Source organism: Glutamicibacter sp. 363 (genome assembly GCF_052379505.1).
Classification (GTDB): domain Bacteria; phylum Actinomycetota; class Actinomycetes; order Actinomycetales; family Micrococcaceae; genus Glutamicibacter.
This window is the reverse complement of record NZ_JBQSYR010000022.1, coordinates 17,383-36,443: the sequence shown is the minus strand read 5'-3', so window position 1 is coordinate 36,443 and position 19,061 is coordinate 17,383. Positions and strand designations below refer to the sequence as shown.

Below are 19,061 nucleotides of genomic sequence, written 5' to 3'. Positions count from 1 at the left end.
AAGTACAGCACAATTCACCGGTCATGCGAGACCGCGACGCCGCTGGTGAAAACCCGACCATGTTCTACACCTTGTGGACCGTGTTCAAGCGCTCCGCCAACGTGGAACTAGGCGCGGCGGATGTTGCGGCCTTCGACTCGCTGGTCGCCGAACTTGCCGCATCCGGTGTGGCCGTGCGCGGTATCTACGACGTGTCGATGATGCGCGAAGAGGCCGACGTGATGCTCTGGATGCACGGACCGGCCGCCGAGCTGCTGCAGGCCTCGATGCGCCAGCTGCGCCGCAGCTCGCTGCTCGCCGGCACCGAGATCGTGTACTCCACGATGGCCGTGCACCGCGAAGCCGAATTCGCCAAGGACCACTCGCCGGCCTTCGCCCGCGGCCTGGATGCCAAGGAATGGATGACCGTCTACCCCTTCGTGCGCACCACCGACTGGTACACCATGGACCCGGCGGACCGCGGCAAGATGCTGCGCGATCACGGCATGCTCGGCCGCGAATTCCCGAACGTGCTGGCAAATACCGTTGCCGCCTTCGCCTTCAGCGACTTCGAATGGCAGATCTGCCTCGAAGCCGACGACATGATCGACCTGGTCGACATGATGCGCCACCTGCGCTACACCGAAGCCCGCCACCACGTGCGCGAAGAGACGCCGTTCTACACCGGACGGCGCATCTCGGCCGCCGAGGTCATCGAGGTTTTGAAGTGACCCAGGATTTCGATCCACGCACCGGCTATGACGCCAACGGCAAGATGGCGCCGAAAGCCTACGACGCGATTCTGCTCTCCTCCTTCGGCGGTCCCGAAGGCCAGGAGGACGTGATCCCGTTCCTGCGCAATGTCACCGCAGGCCGGGGGATCCCCGACGAACGCCTCGAAGAGGTGGCGGTGCACTACCGCAAGAACGGCGGCGTCTCGCCGATCAACGCGCAGAACCGCGCGCTGCTTGCCGCCCTGCAGGCCGAACTGACCGCGCGTTCCATCGAGGTGCCGGTGTACTGGGGCAACCGCAACTGGCACCCGTTCGTCAACGACACGCTGAAGCAGATCGCCGAGGACGGGCACCGCAAGGTGCTGCTGCTGGGCACCGGCGCGTACACCGGCTACTCGGCCTGCCGCCAGTACCGCGAAGACCTCGGCATGGGACTGCGCGATACCGGGCTGGAGGGTGTGCTGGAAGTTGACAAGCTGCGCCAGTTCTTCGACACTCCGGCCTTCGTGCAGCCCTTCATCGAGGGGCTGGGCGCCTCGCTGGCCGAGGTGCGCGAACAACTTGCGGCGAAGGACAATGCCGCGGACAAGATCAAGATCGTCTTCGTGACGCACTCGATTCCGCAGGCCGACGCGGACGCCGCGGGACCTGCTCAGCTGCGCGCGCAGGCGAGCGAGAATCTCTATACCGCCCAGCACCGTGCGGTCGCCGAGCATATTCTGGCCAACGTTCCCGAGGCCCAGGGCCTGGAACACAGCCTGGTCTACCAGTCGCGTTCCGGGGCCCCGCACGTTCCGTGGCTGGAACCGGATATCAACGACGCGCTGGCCGAGGACGCCGCCGCCGGGGTGGCCGGGGTCGTGGTGGTGCCCATCGGGTTCATCTCCGACCACATGGAGGTCTTGTGGGATCTGGACACCGAGGCCAAGGACAGCTGCGCCGAACTGGGGTTGGCCTTTAGCCGGGTCGCAACTCCGGGAACGCACCGGGCTTTCGTCTCGGGCCTGGTCGATCTGCTCGAAGAGCGCCTGGCAGATGCCAACGGCCAAGCGCTGCGCGCAGGCCGGATGAGCGCCGTTGCCGGTGGACCATGGTTTGACGTGTGCCGCCCGAATTGTTGTGAAAAGCGCGCGTTGGACGGCTCCTTGCGTCCGACCATCGCTGCGGTCGATTCCGAAGTGGGGGTGCCCCAGGCATGAGCGAGAGCTTTCGTGTAGGTACGCGCGGCAGCGCGCTGGCGACCACGCAGACCGGGTGGGCCGCCACGCGCTTGGCCGAAGCCTCCGGGCTTCAGGTGGAGACGATTCTGGTCAAGACCGAGGGAGATGTGATCACCGGGCCGCTCTCGCAGCTTGGCGGCACCGGGGTCTTCGCCGCCGCCCTGCGCCAGCGGTTGCTGGATTCGGGCTGCGATCTGGCGGTGCACTCGCTGAAGGATCTGCCCACCACGCAGCCCGAGGGCCTGGTGCTGGCCGCCATCCCGGAACGTGAAGACATGCGCGACGCCCTGTGCGCTCGCGACGGGCTGACACTCGCCGAACTGCCCGAAGGGGCGAAGATCGGCACCGGTTCGCCGCGCCGCGCCGCGCAGCTGCTGGCCTTCCGCCAGGATCTGCAGATCGTCGACATCCGCGGCAACGTGCCCACCCGGCTCGGCCGGGTGAAAGGCACCGGCGCCACCCATGACGACGGAAGCGTGGGGCGCAGCGTGCAGGGTGACCTGGACGCCGTCATCCTCGCCGCCGCCGGCATGCGCCGGCTCGGCCTGGAAGCGCACATCACCGAGTACCTGGATCCGGCCATCATGCTGCCGGCCCCCGGGCAGGGGGCGCTGGCCTTGGAGGTGCGCGCCGCCGGTTCGGATCACCCGGCCCTGGATCGGGCGCTGGCCGAACTGGACCACCTGCCAACGCGCCTGCAGGTCGAGGCCGAACGTGCGCTGCTGGCGGCTTTGGAAGCCGGCTGCGCGGCGCCGATCGGCGCCCTGGCCCGGGTTCAGGGCGGCACGCTCGTCTTGGAGGCGGTCGCCTGCAACCCGGACGGCTCCGAAACCATGCGCCGCAGTGCCCGGGCAAGCGCGGCCACCGTAGCGGAGGCACGCGAGCTTGGGCGCAGCCTGGCCGAATCGATGATCGCCGACGGCGCGGCGGTAGTCGCAGGTTTGGCCTAATTGCGACCATGAGCTATCAGGCGTTGATCCTGCGCGACGCGGCGCGAGCCGCGGCTACCGTGCGGGAATTTGAGCAGCTGGGCATCGAATCTTGCTGTGCCCGGCTGATCGACACCGTCTGGCCCGCGGATCGCAGCGAGCTGTCCCGCGGCGTCGCGGCACTGGCGGCGGGCTCCTACCAGTGGCTGGTGCTCACCTCGGTGAATACCGTGGAGGTGATCGCCACCTTGCTGGCCGGACGCCCGCTTCCGCCGCGGCTGCGCGTGGCGGCGGTGGGCACGAAGACCGCCAAGGCCGCCCGCGCGCAGTTGGGCGTCGATGCGGATTTTGTGCCGACGGAGCAGTCCGCGGCCGGAATGGTGGCCCAGTGGCAGCTGGAACCGGGGCAGAAGATCTTCTATCCGCATGGGGACCTGGCCAGCTCGACGCTCTCGGCCGGGCTCGGCGCCCATGAAGTCCACGAGGTCCTGGCTTACCGCACGGTTGCCGCCGGCAGCGGGGGAGCACCGCTTACGGCGGTGCCGGCGCCACCGGGAATTCGCGTGCTCGCCCCGGAAGAGATAACCCGGCAGCTGGATCGGCTGGATCTGCTGGTGTTTAGCGCACCAAGCATCGTGCGCCGATTCGTGCAGCTAGCCGGTGACCGGTTGCCCGAGCGGGTGAAAACCGTTGCCATCGGCCAGCCTACGGCCGCGGCCTTGCGCGCGGCCGGGTTGCGCGTTGACGCCATCGCCGCGGAACCGACGCCCGCCGGTTTAGCTCGCGCGGCCCAAGAACTTTTGCACAATGCGAATCATCAATTCTAGAAAGAAGTGACATGGCTTTCCCTCAGCACCGACCTCGCCGGCTCCGGCAGAATCCTGCAGTTCGCCGACTCGTCGCGGAGTTCGAGCTGTCCTCGCGTCAGTTGATCCTGCCCGCCTTCGTCCGCGAGGGCATCGGCGAGCCGAACCCGATCAGCTCCATGCCCGGGGTCGTGCAGCACACCATGGATTCGCTCAAGGCCGCCGCGGCGGATGCCGCCGAGCGGGGCCTGGGCGGCATCATGCTCTTTGGCATCCCGGAGGACCGGGACGAAAACGGCAGCGCCGGAATCGACCCGAACGGCATCTTGAACCGGGGCATCGCGGCCGTTCGCGAAGAGGTCGGCGACGAGCTGGTCATCATGTCCGACGTGTGCCTGGACGAGTTCACCTCTCATGGCCACTGCGGCGTGCTTGATGCCCAGGGCCGGGTGGACAACGACCGGACCCTGGAAATCTATGCCGAGATGGCGGTAGTCCAGGCCGAGGCGGGGGCGCACATCCTGGGCCCTTCGGGCATGATGGACGGGCAGATCGCGGTGATCCGCGAGGCCCTGGACCAGGCCGGACAGCAGGAAGTGGCGGTGCTCGCCTATGCGGCGAAATACGCCAGCGCCTTCTACGGCCCATTCCGCGAGGCCGTCGACTCGCAGCTGCAGGGGGATCGCCGCAGCTATCAAATGGACGCCTCGAACCGCCGCGAGGCGCTGCTGGAGGTCGAACTGGACCTGGCCGAAGGCGCGGATATGGTCATGGTCAAACCCGCCATGAGCTACCTGGACATCGTCTCGGATATCGCGCAGCTATCCCCGGTGCCGGTCTCCGCCTATCAGATCTCCGGAGAATACGCGATGATCGAAGCCGCGTCGGCCAACGGCTGGATCGACCGCCGCGCCGCGGTGCTCGAATCCCTGCTTTCCATTCGCCGGGCCGGCGCCCAGCAAATCTTGACCTACTACGCAGCCGAAGTCGCCGGCTGGTTGAACGAAGGAAAAAAATAAATGTCGAATTCCGAGAAGCTTTTCACCGAGGCCCGTGACGTCATGCCCGGTGGCGTGAACTCGCCGGTGCGCGCCTTCGGCTCCGTCGGCGGCGTGCCGCCGTTCATGGTCGGCGCCAAGGGCGCTTACCTCACCGATGCCGATGGCAAGGAATACGTTGACCTGGTGTGTTCCTGGGGTCCGGCCCTGCTGGGGCATGCCCACCCGGAGATCCAGTCGGCGGTGCACGCCGCGGTCGACCGCGGGTTGTCCTTCGGCGCCTCCACCCCGGATGAGGCAAAGCTCGGCCGGCTGATCAAGGATCGCATGGGCGGCGTGGACCGGGTGCGCATGGTTTCCACCGGCACCGAGGCCACCATGACCGCCGTGCGCCTGGCCCGCGGCTTCACCGGCCGCGAATTGATCATCAAGTTCTCCGGCTGCTACCACGGCCACCTCGACAGCTTGCTTGCGGATGCCGGCTCGGGCGTCGCCACCTTGGCGCTGCCGGGTTCCGCCGGGGTCACCGCGGCCACCGCCGCCGAGACCCTGGTCCTGCCGTATAACGACCGTGCCGCCATCGACGCGGCCTTCGCCGCGCATGGGGCGAATATCGCGGCCGTGATCACCGAATCGGCACCCTGCAATATGGGCGTGGTGGTACCGGAGGAGGGGTTCAACAAGTTCTTGAAGGACACCACCGCCAAGCATGGCGCGCTGCTGATCCTCGACGAGGTACTGACCGGCTTCCGCGCCTCGTCCTCCGGGTACTGGGGCTTGACCGGCAAGGAAGAAGGCTGGAACGCGGATCTGTACACCTTCGGCAAGGTCATCGGCGGCGGCTTGCCGACCGCGGCCCTGGGCGGCCGCGCCGAGGTGATGGATTACCTGGCTCCCTTGGGCCCGGTCTACCAGGCGGGAACCCTCTCGGGTAACCCGGTCGCCATGGCGGCCGGCATCGCACAGCTGACCCACGCCACCGAGGAGGTCTACGCACACATCCTCAAGGCGTCCACCGCGCTGGAAGGCGCGCTGCGCGAGGCCTTTGACACCGCCGGGGTGGACCACTCGATCCAGCGCGTCGGTTCGTTGTTCTCGGTGGCCTTCGGCACCTCGGCCAAGGGCGTGCACAACTACGCCGACGCGCAGGGGCAGGAAGCATTCCGCTACGCGCCGTTCTTCCACTCGATGCTCGACTCTGGCATCTACCTGCCGCCAAGCGTGTTCGAGGCTTGGTTCCTCTCCGCGGCACACGACGACGCAGCCATGGAGAAGATCTTCGCGGCACTGCCAGCGGCCGCTCGGGCCGCCGCTGCGGCCACCGCATAGTAGCCACCAGCACCAAGAGGCCACGGTAGCCGCTCGCCCCATCCGGGCAGCGGCTACCGTGGCCACTTTGCTTTCCTGGGCCGGGAACTGGGCAGCCGCCGGCGGTCCCTGATAGCTTGGCCCACAGCATCAGCAACGGCAGTGAAAACCAGAGGAGCGCCAGATGACCGAGACGATCGCCGAGCACATGATTCCCCTGACCGACGAGCAGATTCCGGATTTGTTGGACTATCTGGGCATACCCGGGTTGGCCGATATCCATGTGCACTTTCTGCCCGAGCCGATGCTGGAAAAGGTCTGGGCGTACTTCGATGAGGCGGAGCAACGTTATGGTCGCTGCTGGCCGATTACCTATCGCATGGCTGAGGACGCCCGAATCCAACGGCTCCGTGAGATCGGGTTGGCGGCTATCCCTGCGCTTTCGTACGCGCATAAGGCGGGCATGGCCAGTTGGCTCAATGATTGGGCGGCGCGCTTCGCCGAACGCGTCGACGGGGCACTGCATTGCGCAACCTTTTACCCGGAACCCGGGGTAGGCAGCTACGTTCGGCAGGCCATCGATGCCGGGGCACAACTATTCAAGATCCACATCCAAGTCGGCGGGTTCGCGCCCCACGATGCGCTGCTCGACGAAGCATGGGAAGTCCTCGAGCAAAGCAGGATACCGGTGGTCATCCATGCCGGGTCGGCACCGTTGAGCGGCAGCTACACCGGGCCGCAGAACGTTCGAATCCTGCTGGAGAAGTATCCGGACCTCGTGCTGGTCATAGCGCATATGGGGATGCCCGAGTATCACGAATTTGCCGATCTTGCCGAGGCGTTTTCAGGCGTTTATCTGGATACGACCATGGTGGGTACCGACTTCACCAACGAATTCGCGCCGATGCCGCAAAGCTATGTTTCCCGTTTGGCTTCACTCCAGGACAAAGTCATTCTCGGCTCGGATTACCCGAATATCCCTTATCCCTATGCGCATCAGCTGCAGGCACTGGCCCGGTTGGGGCACGGAAAATCCTGGATGCGAGCGGTGCTCTGGGAGAACGGGGCACGGCTGCTGGGGCTTTCCCGAGCTGGGGTTGCCTAGCTTAAGCGCGATAGGGGCGGTTAACGCAGTGGTGTCCTTGTCCCCGAATTCCCGGGACAAGGACACCACTGCGATGCTGCCTGGCGCTAGGAGGCTGGGATGACGTTTCCGTCGGTCCAGGTCTCTTCGATGTACTTGGCTACCTCGTCGGAGTGCAACAGTTCGTCGAGCTTCTCGATAGCTGGGGTGCTTTCGCCTGCACGCCAGGTCAGGAAGTTGGAGTTCGGGTTGTTCTCGGGGGATTCCTGAACGAGAACTTCCTCCAGGTTGAGCTCTGCCTGAACAATGTAGTTACCGTTGATCACGGCGAGGCCAATGTTGTCGTCCTGGGTGTAGTACTGCGGCACCTGCTCCGAGTTGACTTCCCGGAACGTCAGTTTCTTGGGGTTTTTGGCTTCGTCATCTTCAATGGTGAGGGCCGAATCTTCGTCGGTTAGCCCCGAAAGCAGTCCTGCGCTTTCCAGCACACGCAGTCCACGAAGCTGATTCACCGGGTCATTGTTCAGCAGAACCAGTGCGCCTTCGGTGACGTCTTCTGGCTTATCGAAATTCTTGGAGAAAACGGTCAATGGCTCCAGATGGATGCCCTTGCCGTGCTCGAACTCGTAGCCCTTGTCCGCAACCTGCTGGGCCAAGTAAGCCTCGGTCTGGAAGTAGTTTGCATCGATGGTGCCGTCTGCCAAAGCGATGTTCGGGGTCTGGTAGTCGTCGATTTCCTGAATCTCGAGATCGATGCCAGCATCCTTGGCCAAATTCTCATCGATGAATTCAAGAATCTGGGAGTGCGGGATCGGGCTTGCGCCAACTTTGACGATGGTTGGGTTTGCTGGGTCAAGCGTGGCCGCAGCGGTTGGCTCGGTGGATCCGGTGCTACCGCAGGCGGTCACCGCAAAGAGGGTTGCGACACCGGTGATTGCGAGTGCAAGCTTTTTACGCATTGTGAGTATTTCCTTTGAGTATGAACCGTTTCCGGTAACTAAGGGGAGTTTTGGTACGACATGCGTGCCGACCAGGCCCGCCGGAATTCCGGCGGAAGTTTTTGAGCTAACGATGATCGATCTTTCGCGCGACCAGGTCGCCGACGATCTGAACGAACTGCACCATGATAAGAATAATGACTATGGTTACCAGCATGATTCCCATGTCATAACGCTGGAAACCGTAGTTGTAGGCCAGCCGGCCAAGACCGCCACCGCCAACCAAACCGGCCATCGCCGAATAACCAATGAGCGTGACCACGGTTGTGGTCAACGCGGCAATGAGCCCGGGCATCGCTTCGGGAACGAGCACCTTGCGAATGACCTGCAATTTCGTCGATCCCATTACCAGCGCCGCATCAACCTTGCCCGATGAGACATCGCGCAGGGCGGTCTCAACTAGACGTGCGAAGAACGGAACCGTGCCGATGGTCAGCGAGACGGAAGCGGCCACCGGTCCGAGTGAGACACCCGTAATTGCCTTGGCTAGTGGAATCAAGGCAACCATCAGAATTGCGAAGGGAATCGAACGGGTGATGTTGACAATGATCCCGGAGAGCACCACATTGAGCCAACGCACTGGCAGCAACCCGCCCTTGCCGGTGTTGTGCAGCAAAATACCTAACGGCAAACCAATGACGATGGTGAAAACCGTTGCAATCAAAGTCATTTGCAGGGTTTCCACGGTGGCAGGCCACATGGCCTTGGTGATACCTGGATTGTTTAAGAGTTCAGCGAAGAAATCCATAACTTACTTGGCCTCCTTCACGGTCACTGCAATACCGGTGGACTTCAGATGTTCGATAATTGCCGCGATGTCCGCGTCTGGGGCGAACTGCACTCGCAGGTGCGCGAACTGCTGATCACCCAGATGCTCTACGGAGCCGGCCAAGACATTGACGTCGGTGTTGAACTTTCGCGCGATGCCGGAGATGACCGGCTCGGTGGCTTGTTCGCCCGTGTAGAGAAGATCAAGTACGCGACCTGCACCTTCTACCTGCGGGGCTTCTCCCGGCAGTGGAAGCAGCGTAGAAGCCAAACGTCCCGAAGGGTTGGTGATGACCGCTTCGATGTCGCCATGCTCCACGATCTTGCCGGCTTCGAGCAGCGAAACCGAATCGCAGGCATGCTTGACGACGTGCATTTCATGGGTGATGATCAGCACCGTGATGTTCAACCGGTCGCGAAGCTTTTTTACCAGCTCAAGAATTTCATCGGTGGTGGCCGGGTCCAAAGCACTGGTTGGCTCGTCGCAGAGCAGCACATCAGGATCCGTCGCTAACGCGCGGGCGATACCCACGCGCTGTCGCTGACCACCAGAAAGCTGCGATGGGTAGCCCTTGGCGAACTTCGTCAGCCCGACGAGTTCCAAAAGCTGCGCAACTTTCTCGGCGATTTCCTTCTTCGGTGTGCCCACCAATTCCAGTGGGTAGGCAACATTCTGTTCGGTGGTTCGTGAATCGAACAGATTGGCATGCTGGAAGACCATGCCGATACGGCGACGCGCGTTGCGCAACGCGTCGGAGTCGACATTCGTCAGTTCCTTGCCGTTAACCGCAACGGAGCCGGACGTAGGCTGGTCAAGCAATGTCAGGCAGCGGACAAGTGTTGATTTGCCAGCTCCGGAATGTCCAACGATGCCATGAATTTTCCCGGTCGGGACTTCAAGGCTCACACCATCCAGTGCAACAACGTCATTGCTGCCTTGACGATAAACCTTACGCAGGTCACTAACTGTGATCACTAGGCGCGTTCCTTCAATTCTCAAGGGGTATAGAGAGTACCCTCCATTGAATCACTATCGAACAATATCGCCCGAACCGCCCGCAAAACGCATTCACTATTCTTCATATGCGGCCAAAATCGGGGACGAATCGAAGATGATTCGCAGATTTGTGACTGAAGATGAACTAATGACTTACCCGGAATCTCGCGGGAGCCAGTTTTTGGGATGTGAAGTGCCTAACATTCACTGGAAATGCATGGTTTAGCTGTCTTTTATCGGCCAAGCGCCATCGACGAGGGCCTGGGGATCGCGCTTGCGCAGGTATTCCTGGAAGCTCGCGGCTTGTTCGCGAGCCCACCCGATCTGCCAGCCGTGCAAATCCTGCGGATCAACTTGTAGCTGCGGGTACTTCTCGGCGATGGCTCGCGCTACCGCCACGCATGCCACCGAATCGGCGAAGGAGGTGTGGGCATTTTCCAGGACGACGCCGTAGTGTTCGCAGGCAGCTGCCAGCGTGCGCTTTCCCTTGCGGAACTTGTCGACCTGCTTGTCGATGATGAACGGGTCAATCACGTTTCCGGGGATGAACGGCACCAGGTCGTAGCGCAAGGCCTCGGCATGCAGGACGGAGAAGTCATAGGCGGCGTTGAACGCGACCACCGGGGACTGCTGGGCGGCGAACTGGAGCAGGTTGAGGATCTCGGCAACGCCCTGAGCGGCAGGAATGCCTTCCGCACGAGCTTTTTCGGTGGACACGCCGTGCACCGCGGCAGCAGCCTCGGGAATTTCAACGCCGGGATCAATCAGCCACTCCCGTTGGTTCACAACCTGACCTTGGGCATCAAGCAGAACCACCGACGCAGTGACGATGCGCGCCGTAGTGGTGTCGACGCCAGTGGTTTCCAAGTCAAAGCCAACTGCAAGGCCCTTATGCCATTCATTCATGAAATCAACGCTACCCGCTCACTCGGTCAACCATTGGGCTGACGCTCCGGTTGTGGATGAGGATGTCCAAGTTGGCACAATAGGGACATGAGCTCCGAATCAAGCCACTTGCCCCTCGATTATGCCGAGGCCGTCCATCGGCTGGCGGCACTTGTCCCGCCGGGGGCCGTACTCAGCTATGGCGACGTAGCAGAGCTCCTGGGGGTCGGCGGCGCTCGGCAGGCTGGCAAAGCGATGGGAAGTTCACCGGAGGGGACACCCTGGTGGCGCATTCTTCGGGCCGACGGCACCCTGACTCTGGCACTCGGCGAACGCGGAGAGGCCGAGTGGACGCGGGAGAACACTCCCCGCCGGGGTAGGCGCGTGAATATGGCCCAAGCACGCTGGAAACCGAACGATGCCCAATGGGCGCAAATTGATTCGCTCAAAGCGGCGTTGCAACCGGGCTACTTGTCCGAAGCGGATGATCAACTATGAACATGGAAGATATGACCGACCCGGCACAACTGGATACGTCTTCGCTGCTTGAAAGGCTGGCAACGGTAGCCAAACCTACCCTCGTGACCGGGGCCCCGGGGACCGGGAAAACCACGGCTCTGCTGGACACAGCCGTGGCGCATCTGGACGCTGGTTTGGATCCGCTGCAGCTGTTGATTATTGCGCCAACTCGTCTGACCGCTGCCGGCATTCGAGACGACCTCAGCCGCCGAGCGGATCAAACTTTTACCGAGCCGGTGGTGCGGACCTGGTCCGCATATGCCTTTGATCTCATCCGAAGGGCACGCTTGGAAGGCCTGCTGCCGAATTTGGAACGGGCTCCTCGGCTCCTTTCGGGACCTGAACAGGATACGCTCATCGGCAACCTCCTCGAAGGCCACCAGCAGGGATTGACCGCGGGCCCGGGGTGGCCCGAGGACTTGAACTTAGCGGTCGAAACACGCGGGTTCAGGAAAGAACTGCGTGAATTCTTTGACCGGGTTTCTGAGCTTGGACTTGAACCGGTAGATATTGCGCAGCTTGGGGAACAGGCCAAGCGCGCAGAGTGGGTGGCCGCGGCACGCTTCTATCAGGAATACCGCGACCTGCTGGACCTAGGCAGTGCCGAAGCTTTTGACCCGGCGGGTCTGATGACCCGTGCCGCCCAATTGTTCGAACAGCATCCAGAGTTCCTGGCCGAAGAGCACGAAAAACTGCAGCTGATCCTCGTCGATGACCTGCAAGAGGCGACCTTGTCGCAGCATCGGCTGCTGCGGCTGATCGCGCGTGATCGCCGGCTCGTTGCCTTTGCGGCGCCAGATAATGTGGTCCAAGGATTTCGTGGTGCACGCCCCGATGAGCTGAACCGTTTCTCGCAAAATTACAGCAGCAACGATGAGGCTCAACTCTTCGAATTGGATACCAGCTTGCGCATGGCACCGGCCATTATGGATGCTTGGAAGCGCGTCGTGCGGCGAATCCCGCTAGCGGCCGGCCTGCGCGGACGAAAACTGGAAGCGCCAGCGGAAACCGAAACCGGGCAGGTTCAAGCTCTGTGCTTTGAAAACTCCACCTTGGAAGAACGCTACATAGCCCAACGCATAGTCCAGATGGATCTCTACGAGGGCTTCCCGCTCTCCGACATGGCCATCGTGGTCCGCAACGGTTCACAGGTACGGTCCTTCAGTCGGTTCCTCGAAGGCCAAGGGATCGCGGTCCAGGTTCCACCGGCCGAAATCCCCTTGAAGGATGAGGGCGCGGTACGGCCCTTGCTCGACCTGGTCCAGCTGGCCCTGGCCGGCGGCGTAAGCGACGATCCGCTGCTGATGCAGAACTTGCTGCTCTCGCGCTACGGAATGAGCACCGCCTTGGAAATTCGACGCCTGAGGCAGCTGCTGCGCCAACGCGAAAGCTCGGTGGGCGGACGGCGATCCAGCCAAGAGCTTCTCGAAGCGAGCCTTCATGAACCGGAACTGAGCCGTGACTTGGGGCCCGTAGCCTTTGGCTTGGAACGCCTGCTGAGCATGTTCAGTGCCTTGCGCACCGAACTTGCCAGCGGGCAGGCAACCCCGGAAACGGCGCTGTGGGCGTTGTGGGAAGCCTCGGGCCGGGCCAACGCCTGGCGCAAGGAAGCGCTGGGCACCGGAAATACCGCCCGTCGTGCCGATCACGACCTGGACGCGGTCCTTTCGCTATTCCAGGCAGCCGAACGGTTTGTGGATCAGCTGCCCGGTGCCAGCGTGGAACTTTTCATCGATCACATTTTGCATCAGGAACTGCCGATGGACTCGCTGGCCTCGCGAGCCACCGGGACGAAAACGGTCACGGTGCTGACCACCGCGGCGGCCGCAGGCAAGCACTGGCCCGTCGTATTCATTCCGGGCCTGCAGGAAGGCAGCTGGCCGAACCTGCGGCTGCGCGGTGAGCTGCTGGGTTCCAACGCCCTGGCCGACGCGGTAGAACACGGCCTGGCCTTCCTGAGCACACGCACCCCGACGCAGCTGGTGCGCGGAATCCGCAATGATGAAATGCGAAGCTTCAGCAACGCCGTTTCGCGCGCCTCGCGATTGTTGATTTGCACGGCGGTGGATAACGAGGACTCGCAACCCTCATCGTTCTTGGACTTGGTTGACCCAAACGGCGGCGCGCAACGAGAACTCACCGCGGTCCCACGAATCAGGGCCCTGCCCACGCTGGTGGCTGAACTGCGTTCGATGGCCGAACGCGCCAAGGCCGCGCAACTCGGTGCGGTCCCCGCTCCCGAGCACGTTTCGGCCGACGAGATCTACCACGACGCCATCACGGTGCTAGGGCAATTGGCCGACAGCGAATACCCGGTGCGTGGCGCTCACCCAAAGGGTTGGTGGGGATTGAAGCCACTGAGCACCAGCGCCCCGGTGGTTCCCGCCGATCAACCGCTGCGCGTGTCACCCTCAAAGGTCGAGACCCTGGTGAAGTCGCCGCTGAACTGGTTTGTGCAAAGCGCCGGGGGAGAAGCGGCGCATGACTTCGCCGCCTCCCTGGGCACCTTGATTCACTCCATCGCCGAAGAGCACCCGGAGGCCAGCGGGAGCGAATACTCGAACATCCTCGAGCAGCGGTGGCCGGAGCTGGAAAAGCTCCCGAATTGGGAGGGGCAGCGCGACTTTGACAGAGCCGAAGAAATGCTCAAAAAACTCGCGCAATACAGCATCGCCATGCGCACCTCCGGGCGTGAACTACGAGCGAGAGAACTGTCCTTCCAGGTTGACGTTCCGCAGGAAGGCAAGCATATCCAGCTGCGCGGAGTCATCGACCGGGTGGAAGCCGACGCTCAGGGCAAGGCCACGGTGGTAGATCTGAAAACCGGCGGCAAAGCGCCAACGCTCAAAGACACCGAAACCCACCCGCAGCTGGCCGTCTACCAGACCGCGGTGCAGCTCGGTGCATTGCAGCAGCACGATGAAACCGCCGCGCTTTCCACCGAACCAGCCGGAGCGTCGCTGGTCTACGTCGGTACCCCGACGAAGTCGGCCACCCTGCGGGATCAGCCGGCCCTTGGAACAGAAACCTGGGCGCGGGAGCTGATTCTCGAAGCGGCCGAGCTGATGGGCGAGAGCGAATTCACCACCCGGCACACCATTGGCTCCGAGGGCCTGCGCGGATCGTGCACGCTGCCCGAAATCTGCCCATTGTGCGAGCAAGGACGACAGGTCACCGAACCATGAGCAATATTCGATTCACCCCGCAGGAACTTTCCGAAGCCCTAGGGGAGCAGTTCCCGCCAACCGCGCAGCAGGCCGAGATCATCTGTGCCCCCTTGGAACCCATGCTGGTCATCGCCGGCGCGGGTTCCGGCAAGACGAAGACCATGGCGGACAAGGTGGTTTGGCTCGTCGCCAACGGGCTGGTTCGCCCGGAAGAAATCCTCGGCGTGACGTTCACGCGCAAGGCAGCCGGCGAACTTTCCGCACGTATCCGAGCCAAGATCGCGCAGCTAGTGGCCACGGGGCTGCTCGGTGAAGAGGAAACCAGAGACTTCCTGGACCCGGCGGTATCCACCTACCATTCCTATGCCAATACCTTGGTGCAGGACTACGGACTTCGCCTGGGGATCGAAGAAGACACGGTATTGCTCGGTGCGGCGCAATCCTGGCAGCTGGCCCATCAGGTGTTGGAGAGCTATACCGGAAACTACGAGCATCTCGGCTCGGCGACCAGCACGCTGATCGACGCAATCGTCTCATTCAGCTCCGAGTCCTCCGAGCATCTGGTCTCCCCGCCGCAGGCCCAGCAATGGCTCGACAACCTCATTGCCGAAGTCTCCCTGTTCCCGATGCAGGCGGACAAGGAAAAGAAGCGGACCGTTGCGGCGCAGAACATGATCGACCGGCTCGCCTCCCGCGCGACCATCGCCGAGCTGGCCCAGGAATACGCCCTGTCCAAGGCGAAACTCGGGGTGATGGACTACGGCGATCTGGTCTCCCACGCGGCGCATATTGCGCAGGAAGTTCCGGCCGCGGCGCTTGCCGAGCGCACCAGCCACAAGGTGGTGCTGCTCGATGAATTCCAAGACACCTCGCATGCCCAGATGGTGCTGTTCTCGCAACTTTATGGCGATGGCCACCCGGTGACCGCGGTGGGGGACCCCAACCAATCCATCTACGGATTCCGCGGTGCCAGCGCCGGCCAGCTATTCCGCTTCCCCCAGGAATTCCCCATAGTGCGCGAATCGAGCAGAGACCTCGCACATGTCAAGCACCTCACGGTGGCATGGCGGAATACCGTGAACGTCTTGGACGCGGCAAACCACATTACCGCTGGCGGTCAGCAGCCGGCCATTGGACCGGTCTCCGTCAAGCCGCTTGAACCCTCGGCTTTTGCGCAGCCCGGCCGAGTAGTGCTCAATCGCTGCGCGAGCGTCCGCGAGGAGGCCGAACGGATCGCGGACCTCATCGTGGCAGAAAATCGCCAGGGCGTCGGTGCCGAGCACAAGACCAGCGCGGTGCTCAGCCGCAACCGGGCGAATCTCTCGGTGATGGGCGAGGTGCTTGGCGAACGGGGCATTGCCTATCAGCTGGTGGGGCTGTCCGGGCTGCTCAGCACCCCTGAGCTCACCGACCTCGTGTCCTGTTTGCATGTGCTGGTGGATCCGTTGCGCTCGGACAAGCTGATGCGCTTGCTCGCAGGCGCCAGATGGCGTTTGGGCGCCGCCGACCTCGCAGCATTCGCCGATTGGTCGCGTTCGCTGGCCCGGCGCCGGGAGCGCGGGCTGAATCCCGAACTGGACTCCGCCGAACCGATCACCCAGAATCAAAGCACGGAGGAGGCGGCCCGCGCGGAGCTCAACGACGCTGCAAGCCTGATCGAGGCGCTGGATTACCTTCCTCCGGCTGGTTGGACGAGCTCCGACGGCCGGCGGTTGTCGAATACCGGCTATGAACGGCTCGAAGCGCTGCGATCCGAACTGCGGCAATTGCGTTTGATCGCCAACGATGATTTGGAAGCGTTGATTCGAGAAGTCGAACGCGCCATGAACCTGGACATCGAGGTGGCTGCCAGACCGTGGATTGCCGCGGACAAATATCGGGTGAACCTGGATGCCTTCGCCGATGTGGTGCGCGAATATTGCCGCAATGCCCCGCGCGTGGAGTTGGCGGGTTTCCTCATGTGGCTTGAACAGGCCGCCGAAAAGGAAAAGGGGCTCCCGCTGCCCTCCGAAGATGCTGATCCGCTGGCGGTACAGTTATTGACTATTCATGCCTCGAAGGGGCTCGAATGGGACATCGTCGCGGTGATGTCTTTGAACGAGGGGGTCTTCCCGGGAGCCAAATCCGATCGTTGGACCAGCGGCGATAAGGCGCTGCCTTGGCCGTTGCGCGGAGATGCCGGCGATTTGCCGCAGTGGGATACCGACCAGCCGGCGCTGAAGGAACTGATCGAGGCCGAATCGATCTTCAAAGATCGGGTGGACGACCATCATATTGCCGAAGAACGCCGCCTCGCCTACGTGGCAGTCACCAGGGCTAAGTCATTGCTGATCTGTTCAAGCAGCATTTGGTCGGGATCGCGCTCCAAGCCCTGTGAACCTTCGGTCTTCATGGACGCACTGCTGCCACTGGCCGAAGGGGAGGAACCCCGCGCCGAAATTGGAGTGTGGGTCCAAAACGATCAGGGGCCCGAGGAAAATCCGGTACGCTCCCAACCGATGGAGGCGCGCTGGCCGTACGACCCGCTTGACGGGCCGGTGATTACCGGCACCGTGCAAAAGTCGCCGCACCCCTATTCTCGTCGCGAGGTGCTCAGTGCGCTTGCCGAAGACGTTGTTGCCGCCAAGGCGAAGAGCCAGATGCTGACCGGCTTCGGTGAGCATTGGAAGGACGAGGCGGAGAGGTTGCTGGCGCAACGCGAGTTCCTGAACAACCGCGAACGCGTCATCGCTGCGCCCGAGCATGTGCGGGCCTCATTGTTCGTTGAACTTGCCGAAGACCCTGTGGAGGTGCTGGAGAACCTGCGCCGCCCCGTTCCGCGCCGCCCCGGCCTGGCTGCCCGGCGAGGCACCGCATTCCACGCCTGGATCGAGGAATACTACGAACAAACCCAGATGCTCGACCTAGGCGAGATCGTGGAGCCAGCGGATCGATATATTGACGACGTGCTGGATCTTGCCTCGATGAAGGAAGCGTTCCTAGCCAGCGAATGGGCCGAACGCCAACCGGCATATGTTGAGGTGCCGCTGGAAACACGTGTGGGCCCGGTTGCGGTACGCGGGCGCATCGATGCGGTCTTCCAGCTTGAAGATGGCACCTGGCTGATGCTCGACTGGAAAACCGGAAGGGTGCCCAGCGGCAAGGACCTGAAGAGCAAATTGGTGCAGCTGGCGGTCTACCGTCTTGGCTGGTCACGCCTGCACGGGATCCCGCTGGAACAGATTCAGGCCGCGTTCTACTACGTTGGCGCCGGCATCACGATTCACGCCGAATATCTGGCATCCGAAGAAGAACTTGAATCCATGATCGCCGGGGCCTTCGAAAACCTGACGGAGCAGGTCGAAACGGAAGTTACGAAGTAGTTTCTTCCTTGGAGTCGGTGCCTTCCACGGGCACCGACTCGCTTGGCTTCGCATCCGGTGCAGGGTTATTTCCCGAATCGGCCTTCGCGGCATCCTCCGGCGAAGTGCTGTCTGCGGCCGCTGCGTCGTCTGTGTGCTGTGCCGCGGGGGACTGCACGCCAGCTTCAACGGGGACGGCGGAGACCGCTGGAGGCTTGGGCGTGCTGTCCTCCGGTGGGGCGTCGGTTTCTACCTCATCCTCGACGGGTAGCTGTGTAACCTTTGAAGAGTTGATTGCCGGAGCGCTCGGCTTCGGCGCTACTTCAGGTTTCTCAACCGAAGCGGATGCCGGAGCGGCCAGCGGGCGCGGAGCCTCAACGACGGACAGCGGCTCACCGCCGTACTCGGCTATATTCGTATCCAGTTCCTGCAGCATTTCGTCGGCATCGGCAATGCGCTCGGTGTCTTTGCTGTCCAGGGACTTGACCAACCACTGGGCGAGCGCGAATTCCGCAGCCAGCGCAGCACGGCGCATGATGTGCGGATCTGCTGAGTTGCCGCGAGCCTCCACATAGGCGGCGAATACTCGTTCGCTGAAGCTCTGGTCATCAATGGCGGAGAGCCAGGCGAAGTCGTCGGCGGGGTCGCCCACATGCAAGTCGGTCCAGCCCTTGACGGCGGTAATGATTGAGTGTGAAACCTGCAGCTGCTCTTCATCGAAGTCGCCATGGACCACCGTGGCGTTAAAGCGCCACAGCGACACATCTTCCATGGCGTGCTCCCAACGCCGCAGCAGGCGGCTAGGCACTCGGCCCGTCGCGGCGGCGGTGTCCAGCTCGTTGAGCTTGCGCTGGCGAACTTCATCGGCGGTGTAGGTCGGCAATCCGGCAACTTCGACCGAATCATCGGGAATCTGGTGGATCGCCGCCATGCACTGACCCAAGGCCACCGCAAGCTTGCTTCCCTCCTCGACAAGTTCGTCGAGGGTGGGAACCCGGCCGGGAAGATCTTTATATACGAAGGTTCGCAAGGGGCCCTGACGCACAGTTCCGGCGACAGAGGGCAGGGCGAACGGAAGCGCGGCCCTGACCTTGGCCGAAAAAGCGCGCAAGGCGGAAAGCTCCGCTTCCAGGCGCATACTCGCTTCGTCGTGGCGCGGCGAGCGTACGCGCCAGCGGTGTTTTTGGGAATCTACGATGAGTGCCGAATCGAAGTCTTCTGCATCATCGGACAACGCGGCGAACCTTACCGGGGTCAATCCCGGCACGGCGGCGGTGGCAATAGCGGCGAGTTCCATGGCAGAGCGTTTCACATCCTCCACCGTATGC

Annotated in this window: 15 protein-coding genes; 10 read left to right on the top strand and 5 right to left on the bottom strand. The window is 62.7% G+C overall.

The features are described 5' to 3' along the window. Positions 1–23 precede the first annotated feature (23 nt). The 7 genes from hemQ (at position 24) to ACT3UA_RS13750 (ending at position 7,079) form a co-directional block, all read left to right on the top strand. Complete coding sequence (gene hemQ / locus ACT3UA_RS13780; protein WP_096284654.1) at positions 24–710, top strand: hydrogen peroxide-dependent heme synthase; 687 nt, start codon at positions 24–26, stop codon at positions 708–710. Then, the gene (locus ACT3UA_RS13775; RefSeq protein WP_255248373.1) at positions 707–1,912 is read left to right on the top strand and encodes a ferrochelatase; all 1,206 of its coding nucleotides are present in this window, start codon (positions 707–709) and stop codon (positions 1,910–1,912) included. Before hemQ ends, ACT3UA_RS13775 begins: the two co-directional genes overlap by 4 nt. Next, entirely contained in the window at positions 1,909–2,883 is a 975-nt protein-coding gene (gene hemC, locus ACT3UA_RS13770) for a hydroxymethylbilane synthase (protein ID WP_096284586.1), read from the top strand. Before ACT3UA_RS13775 ends, hemC begins: the two co-directional genes overlap by 4 nt. Positions 2,884–2,891: 8 nt before the next feature. Then, a complete protein-coding gene (locus ACT3UA_RS13765) occupies positions 2,892–3,689 on the top strand; it encodes a uroporphyrinogen-III synthase (protein ID WP_096284588.1) in 798 nt (265 codons plus the stop codon). A gap of 11 nt (positions 3,690–3,700) precedes the next feature. Beyond that, positions 3,701–4,687, top strand: coding sequence for a porphobilinogen synthase (hemB, locus tag ACT3UA_RS13760; RefSeq protein ID WP_096284590.1), 987 nt, complete (start codon positions 3,701–3,703; stop codon positions 4,685–4,687). Next, positions 4,688–5,995, top strand: coding sequence for a glutamate-1-semialdehyde 2,1-aminomutase (gene hemL / locus ACT3UA_RS13755; RefSeq protein WP_096284592.1), 1,308 nt, complete (start codon positions 4,688–4,690; stop codon positions 5,993–5,995). Between the two features lie 163 nt (positions 5,996–6,158). After that, on the top strand, positions 6,159–7,079 hold the full coding sequence (locus ACT3UA_RS13750) for an amidohydrolase family protein (RefSeq protein ID WP_255248374.1): 921 nt from the start codon (positions 6,159–6,161) through the stop codon (positions 7,077–7,079). Positions 7,080–7,165: 86 nt separating this feature from the next. On the opposite strand, the gene ACT3UA_RS13745 is transcribed toward ACT3UA_RS13750, so the two are convergent. The 4 genes from ACT3UA_RS13745 to ACT3UA_RS13730 form a co-directional block, all read right to left on the bottom strand. Continuing rightward, on the bottom strand, positions 7,166–8,017 hold the full coding sequence (locus tag ACT3UA_RS13745) for a MetQ/NlpA family ABC transporter substrate-binding protein (protein ID WP_096284595.1): 852 nt from the start codon (positions 8,015–8,017) through the stop codon (positions 7,166–7,168). A gap of 106 nt (positions 8,018–8,123) precedes the next feature. Beyond that, complete coding sequence (locus ACT3UA_RS13740) at positions 8,124–8,804, bottom strand: methionine ABC transporter permease (protein ID WP_096284597.1); 681 nt, start codon at positions 8,802–8,804, stop codon at positions 8,124–8,126. A gap of 3 nt (positions 8,805–8,807) precedes the next feature. Beyond that, entirely contained in the window at positions 8,808–9,800 is a 993-nt protein-coding gene (locus ACT3UA_RS13735) for a methionine ABC transporter ATP-binding protein (protein WP_096284599.1), read from the bottom strand. A gap of 243 nt (positions 9,801–10,043) precedes the next feature. Beyond that, entirely contained in the window at positions 10,044–10,727 is a 684-nt protein-coding gene (locus ACT3UA_RS13730; protein WP_096284601.1) for a 3'-5' exonuclease, read from the bottom strand. Between the two features lie 87 nt (positions 10,728–10,814). Between ACT3UA_RS13730 and ACT3UA_RS13725 the strand changes: the two genes are divergently transcribed. The 3 genes from ACT3UA_RS13725 to ACT3UA_RS13715 are packed head-to-tail and all read left to right on the top strand — an operon-like array spanning position 10,815 to position 17,754. Then, a complete protein-coding gene (locus ACT3UA_RS13725) occupies positions 10,815–11,204 on the top strand; it encodes an MGMT family protein (RefSeq protein WP_096284603.1) in 390 nt (129 codons plus the stop codon). Positions 11,205–11,206: 2 nt separating this feature from the next. Further along, positions 11,207–14,410 (top strand): ATP-dependent helicase, encoded by a 3,204-nt coding sequence (locus ACT3UA_RS13720; protein ID WP_255248375.1) that lies wholly within the window; start codon positions 11,207–11,209, stop codon positions 14,408–14,410. Continuing rightward, entirely contained in the window at positions 14,407–17,754 is a 3,348-nt protein-coding gene (locus tag ACT3UA_RS13715) for an ATP-dependent helicase (RefSeq protein ID WP_096284607.1), read from the top strand. Before ACT3UA_RS13720 ends, ACT3UA_RS13715 begins: the two co-directional genes overlap by 4 nt. Here ACT3UA_RS13715 and ACT3UA_RS13710 read toward each other — a convergent pair. Beyond that, positions 17,744–19,045, bottom strand: a complete 1,302-nt coding sequence (locus ACT3UA_RS13710) for a phosphotransferase (RefSeq protein WP_096284660.1) — start codon at positions 19,043–19,045, stop codon at positions 17,744–17,746. The genes ACT3UA_RS13715 and ACT3UA_RS13710 overlap by 11 nt on opposite strands. Between the last annotated feature and the right edge of the window lie 16 nt (positions 19,046–19,061).

Excerpts from the sequence above, each read along its gene's own strand:
- hemQ (WP_096284654.1), top strand. The coding sequence starts at position 24 with ATGCGAGACCGCGACGCCGCTGGTGAAAACCCGACCATGTTCTACACC.
- hemB (WP_096284590.1), top strand. The coding sequence starts at position 3,701 with ATGGCTTTCCCTCAGCACCGACCTCGCCGGCTCCGGCAGAATCCTGCA.
- ACT3UA_RS13720 (WP_255248375.1), top strand. The coding sequence starts at position 11,207 with ATGGAAGATATGACCGACCCGGCACAACTGGATACGTCTTCGCTGCTT.
- ACT3UA_RS13740 (WP_096284597.1), bottom strand. The coding sequence starts at position 8,804 with ATGGATTTCTTCGCTGAACTCTTAAACAATCCAGGTATCACCAAGGCC.
- ACT3UA_RS13745 (WP_096284595.1), bottom strand. The coding sequence starts at position 8,017 with ATGCGTAAAAAGCTTGCACTCGCAATCACCGGTGTCGCAACCCTCTTT.
- ACT3UA_RS13750 (WP_255248374.1), top strand. The coding sequence starts at position 6,159 with ATGACCGAGACGATCGCCGAGCACATGATTCCCCTGACCGACGAGCAG.
- ACT3UA_RS13765 (WP_096284588.1), top strand. The coding sequence starts at position 2,892 with ATGAGCTATCAGGCGTTGATCCTGCGCGACGCGGCGCGAGCCGCGGCT.
- ACT3UA_RS13715 (WP_096284607.1), top strand. The coding sequence starts at position 14,407 with ATGAGCAATATTCGATTCACCCCGCAGGAACTTTCCGAAGCCCTAGGG.
- hemL (WP_096284592.1), top strand. The coding sequence starts at position 4,688 with ATGTCGAATTCCGAGAAGCTTTTCACCGAGGCCCGTGACGTCATGCCC.
- ACT3UA_RS13730 (WP_096284601.1), bottom strand. The coding sequence starts at position 10,727 with ATGAATGAATGGCATAAGGGCCTTGCAGTTGGCTTTGACTTGGAAACC.
- hemC (WP_096284586.1), top strand. The coding sequence starts at position 1,909 with ATGAGCGAGAGCTTTCGTGTAGGTACGCGCGGCAGCGCGCTGGCGACC.
- ACT3UA_RS13725 (WP_096284603.1), top strand. The coding sequence starts at position 10,815 with ATGAGCTCCGAATCAAGCCACTTGCCCCTCGATTATGCCGAGGCCGTC.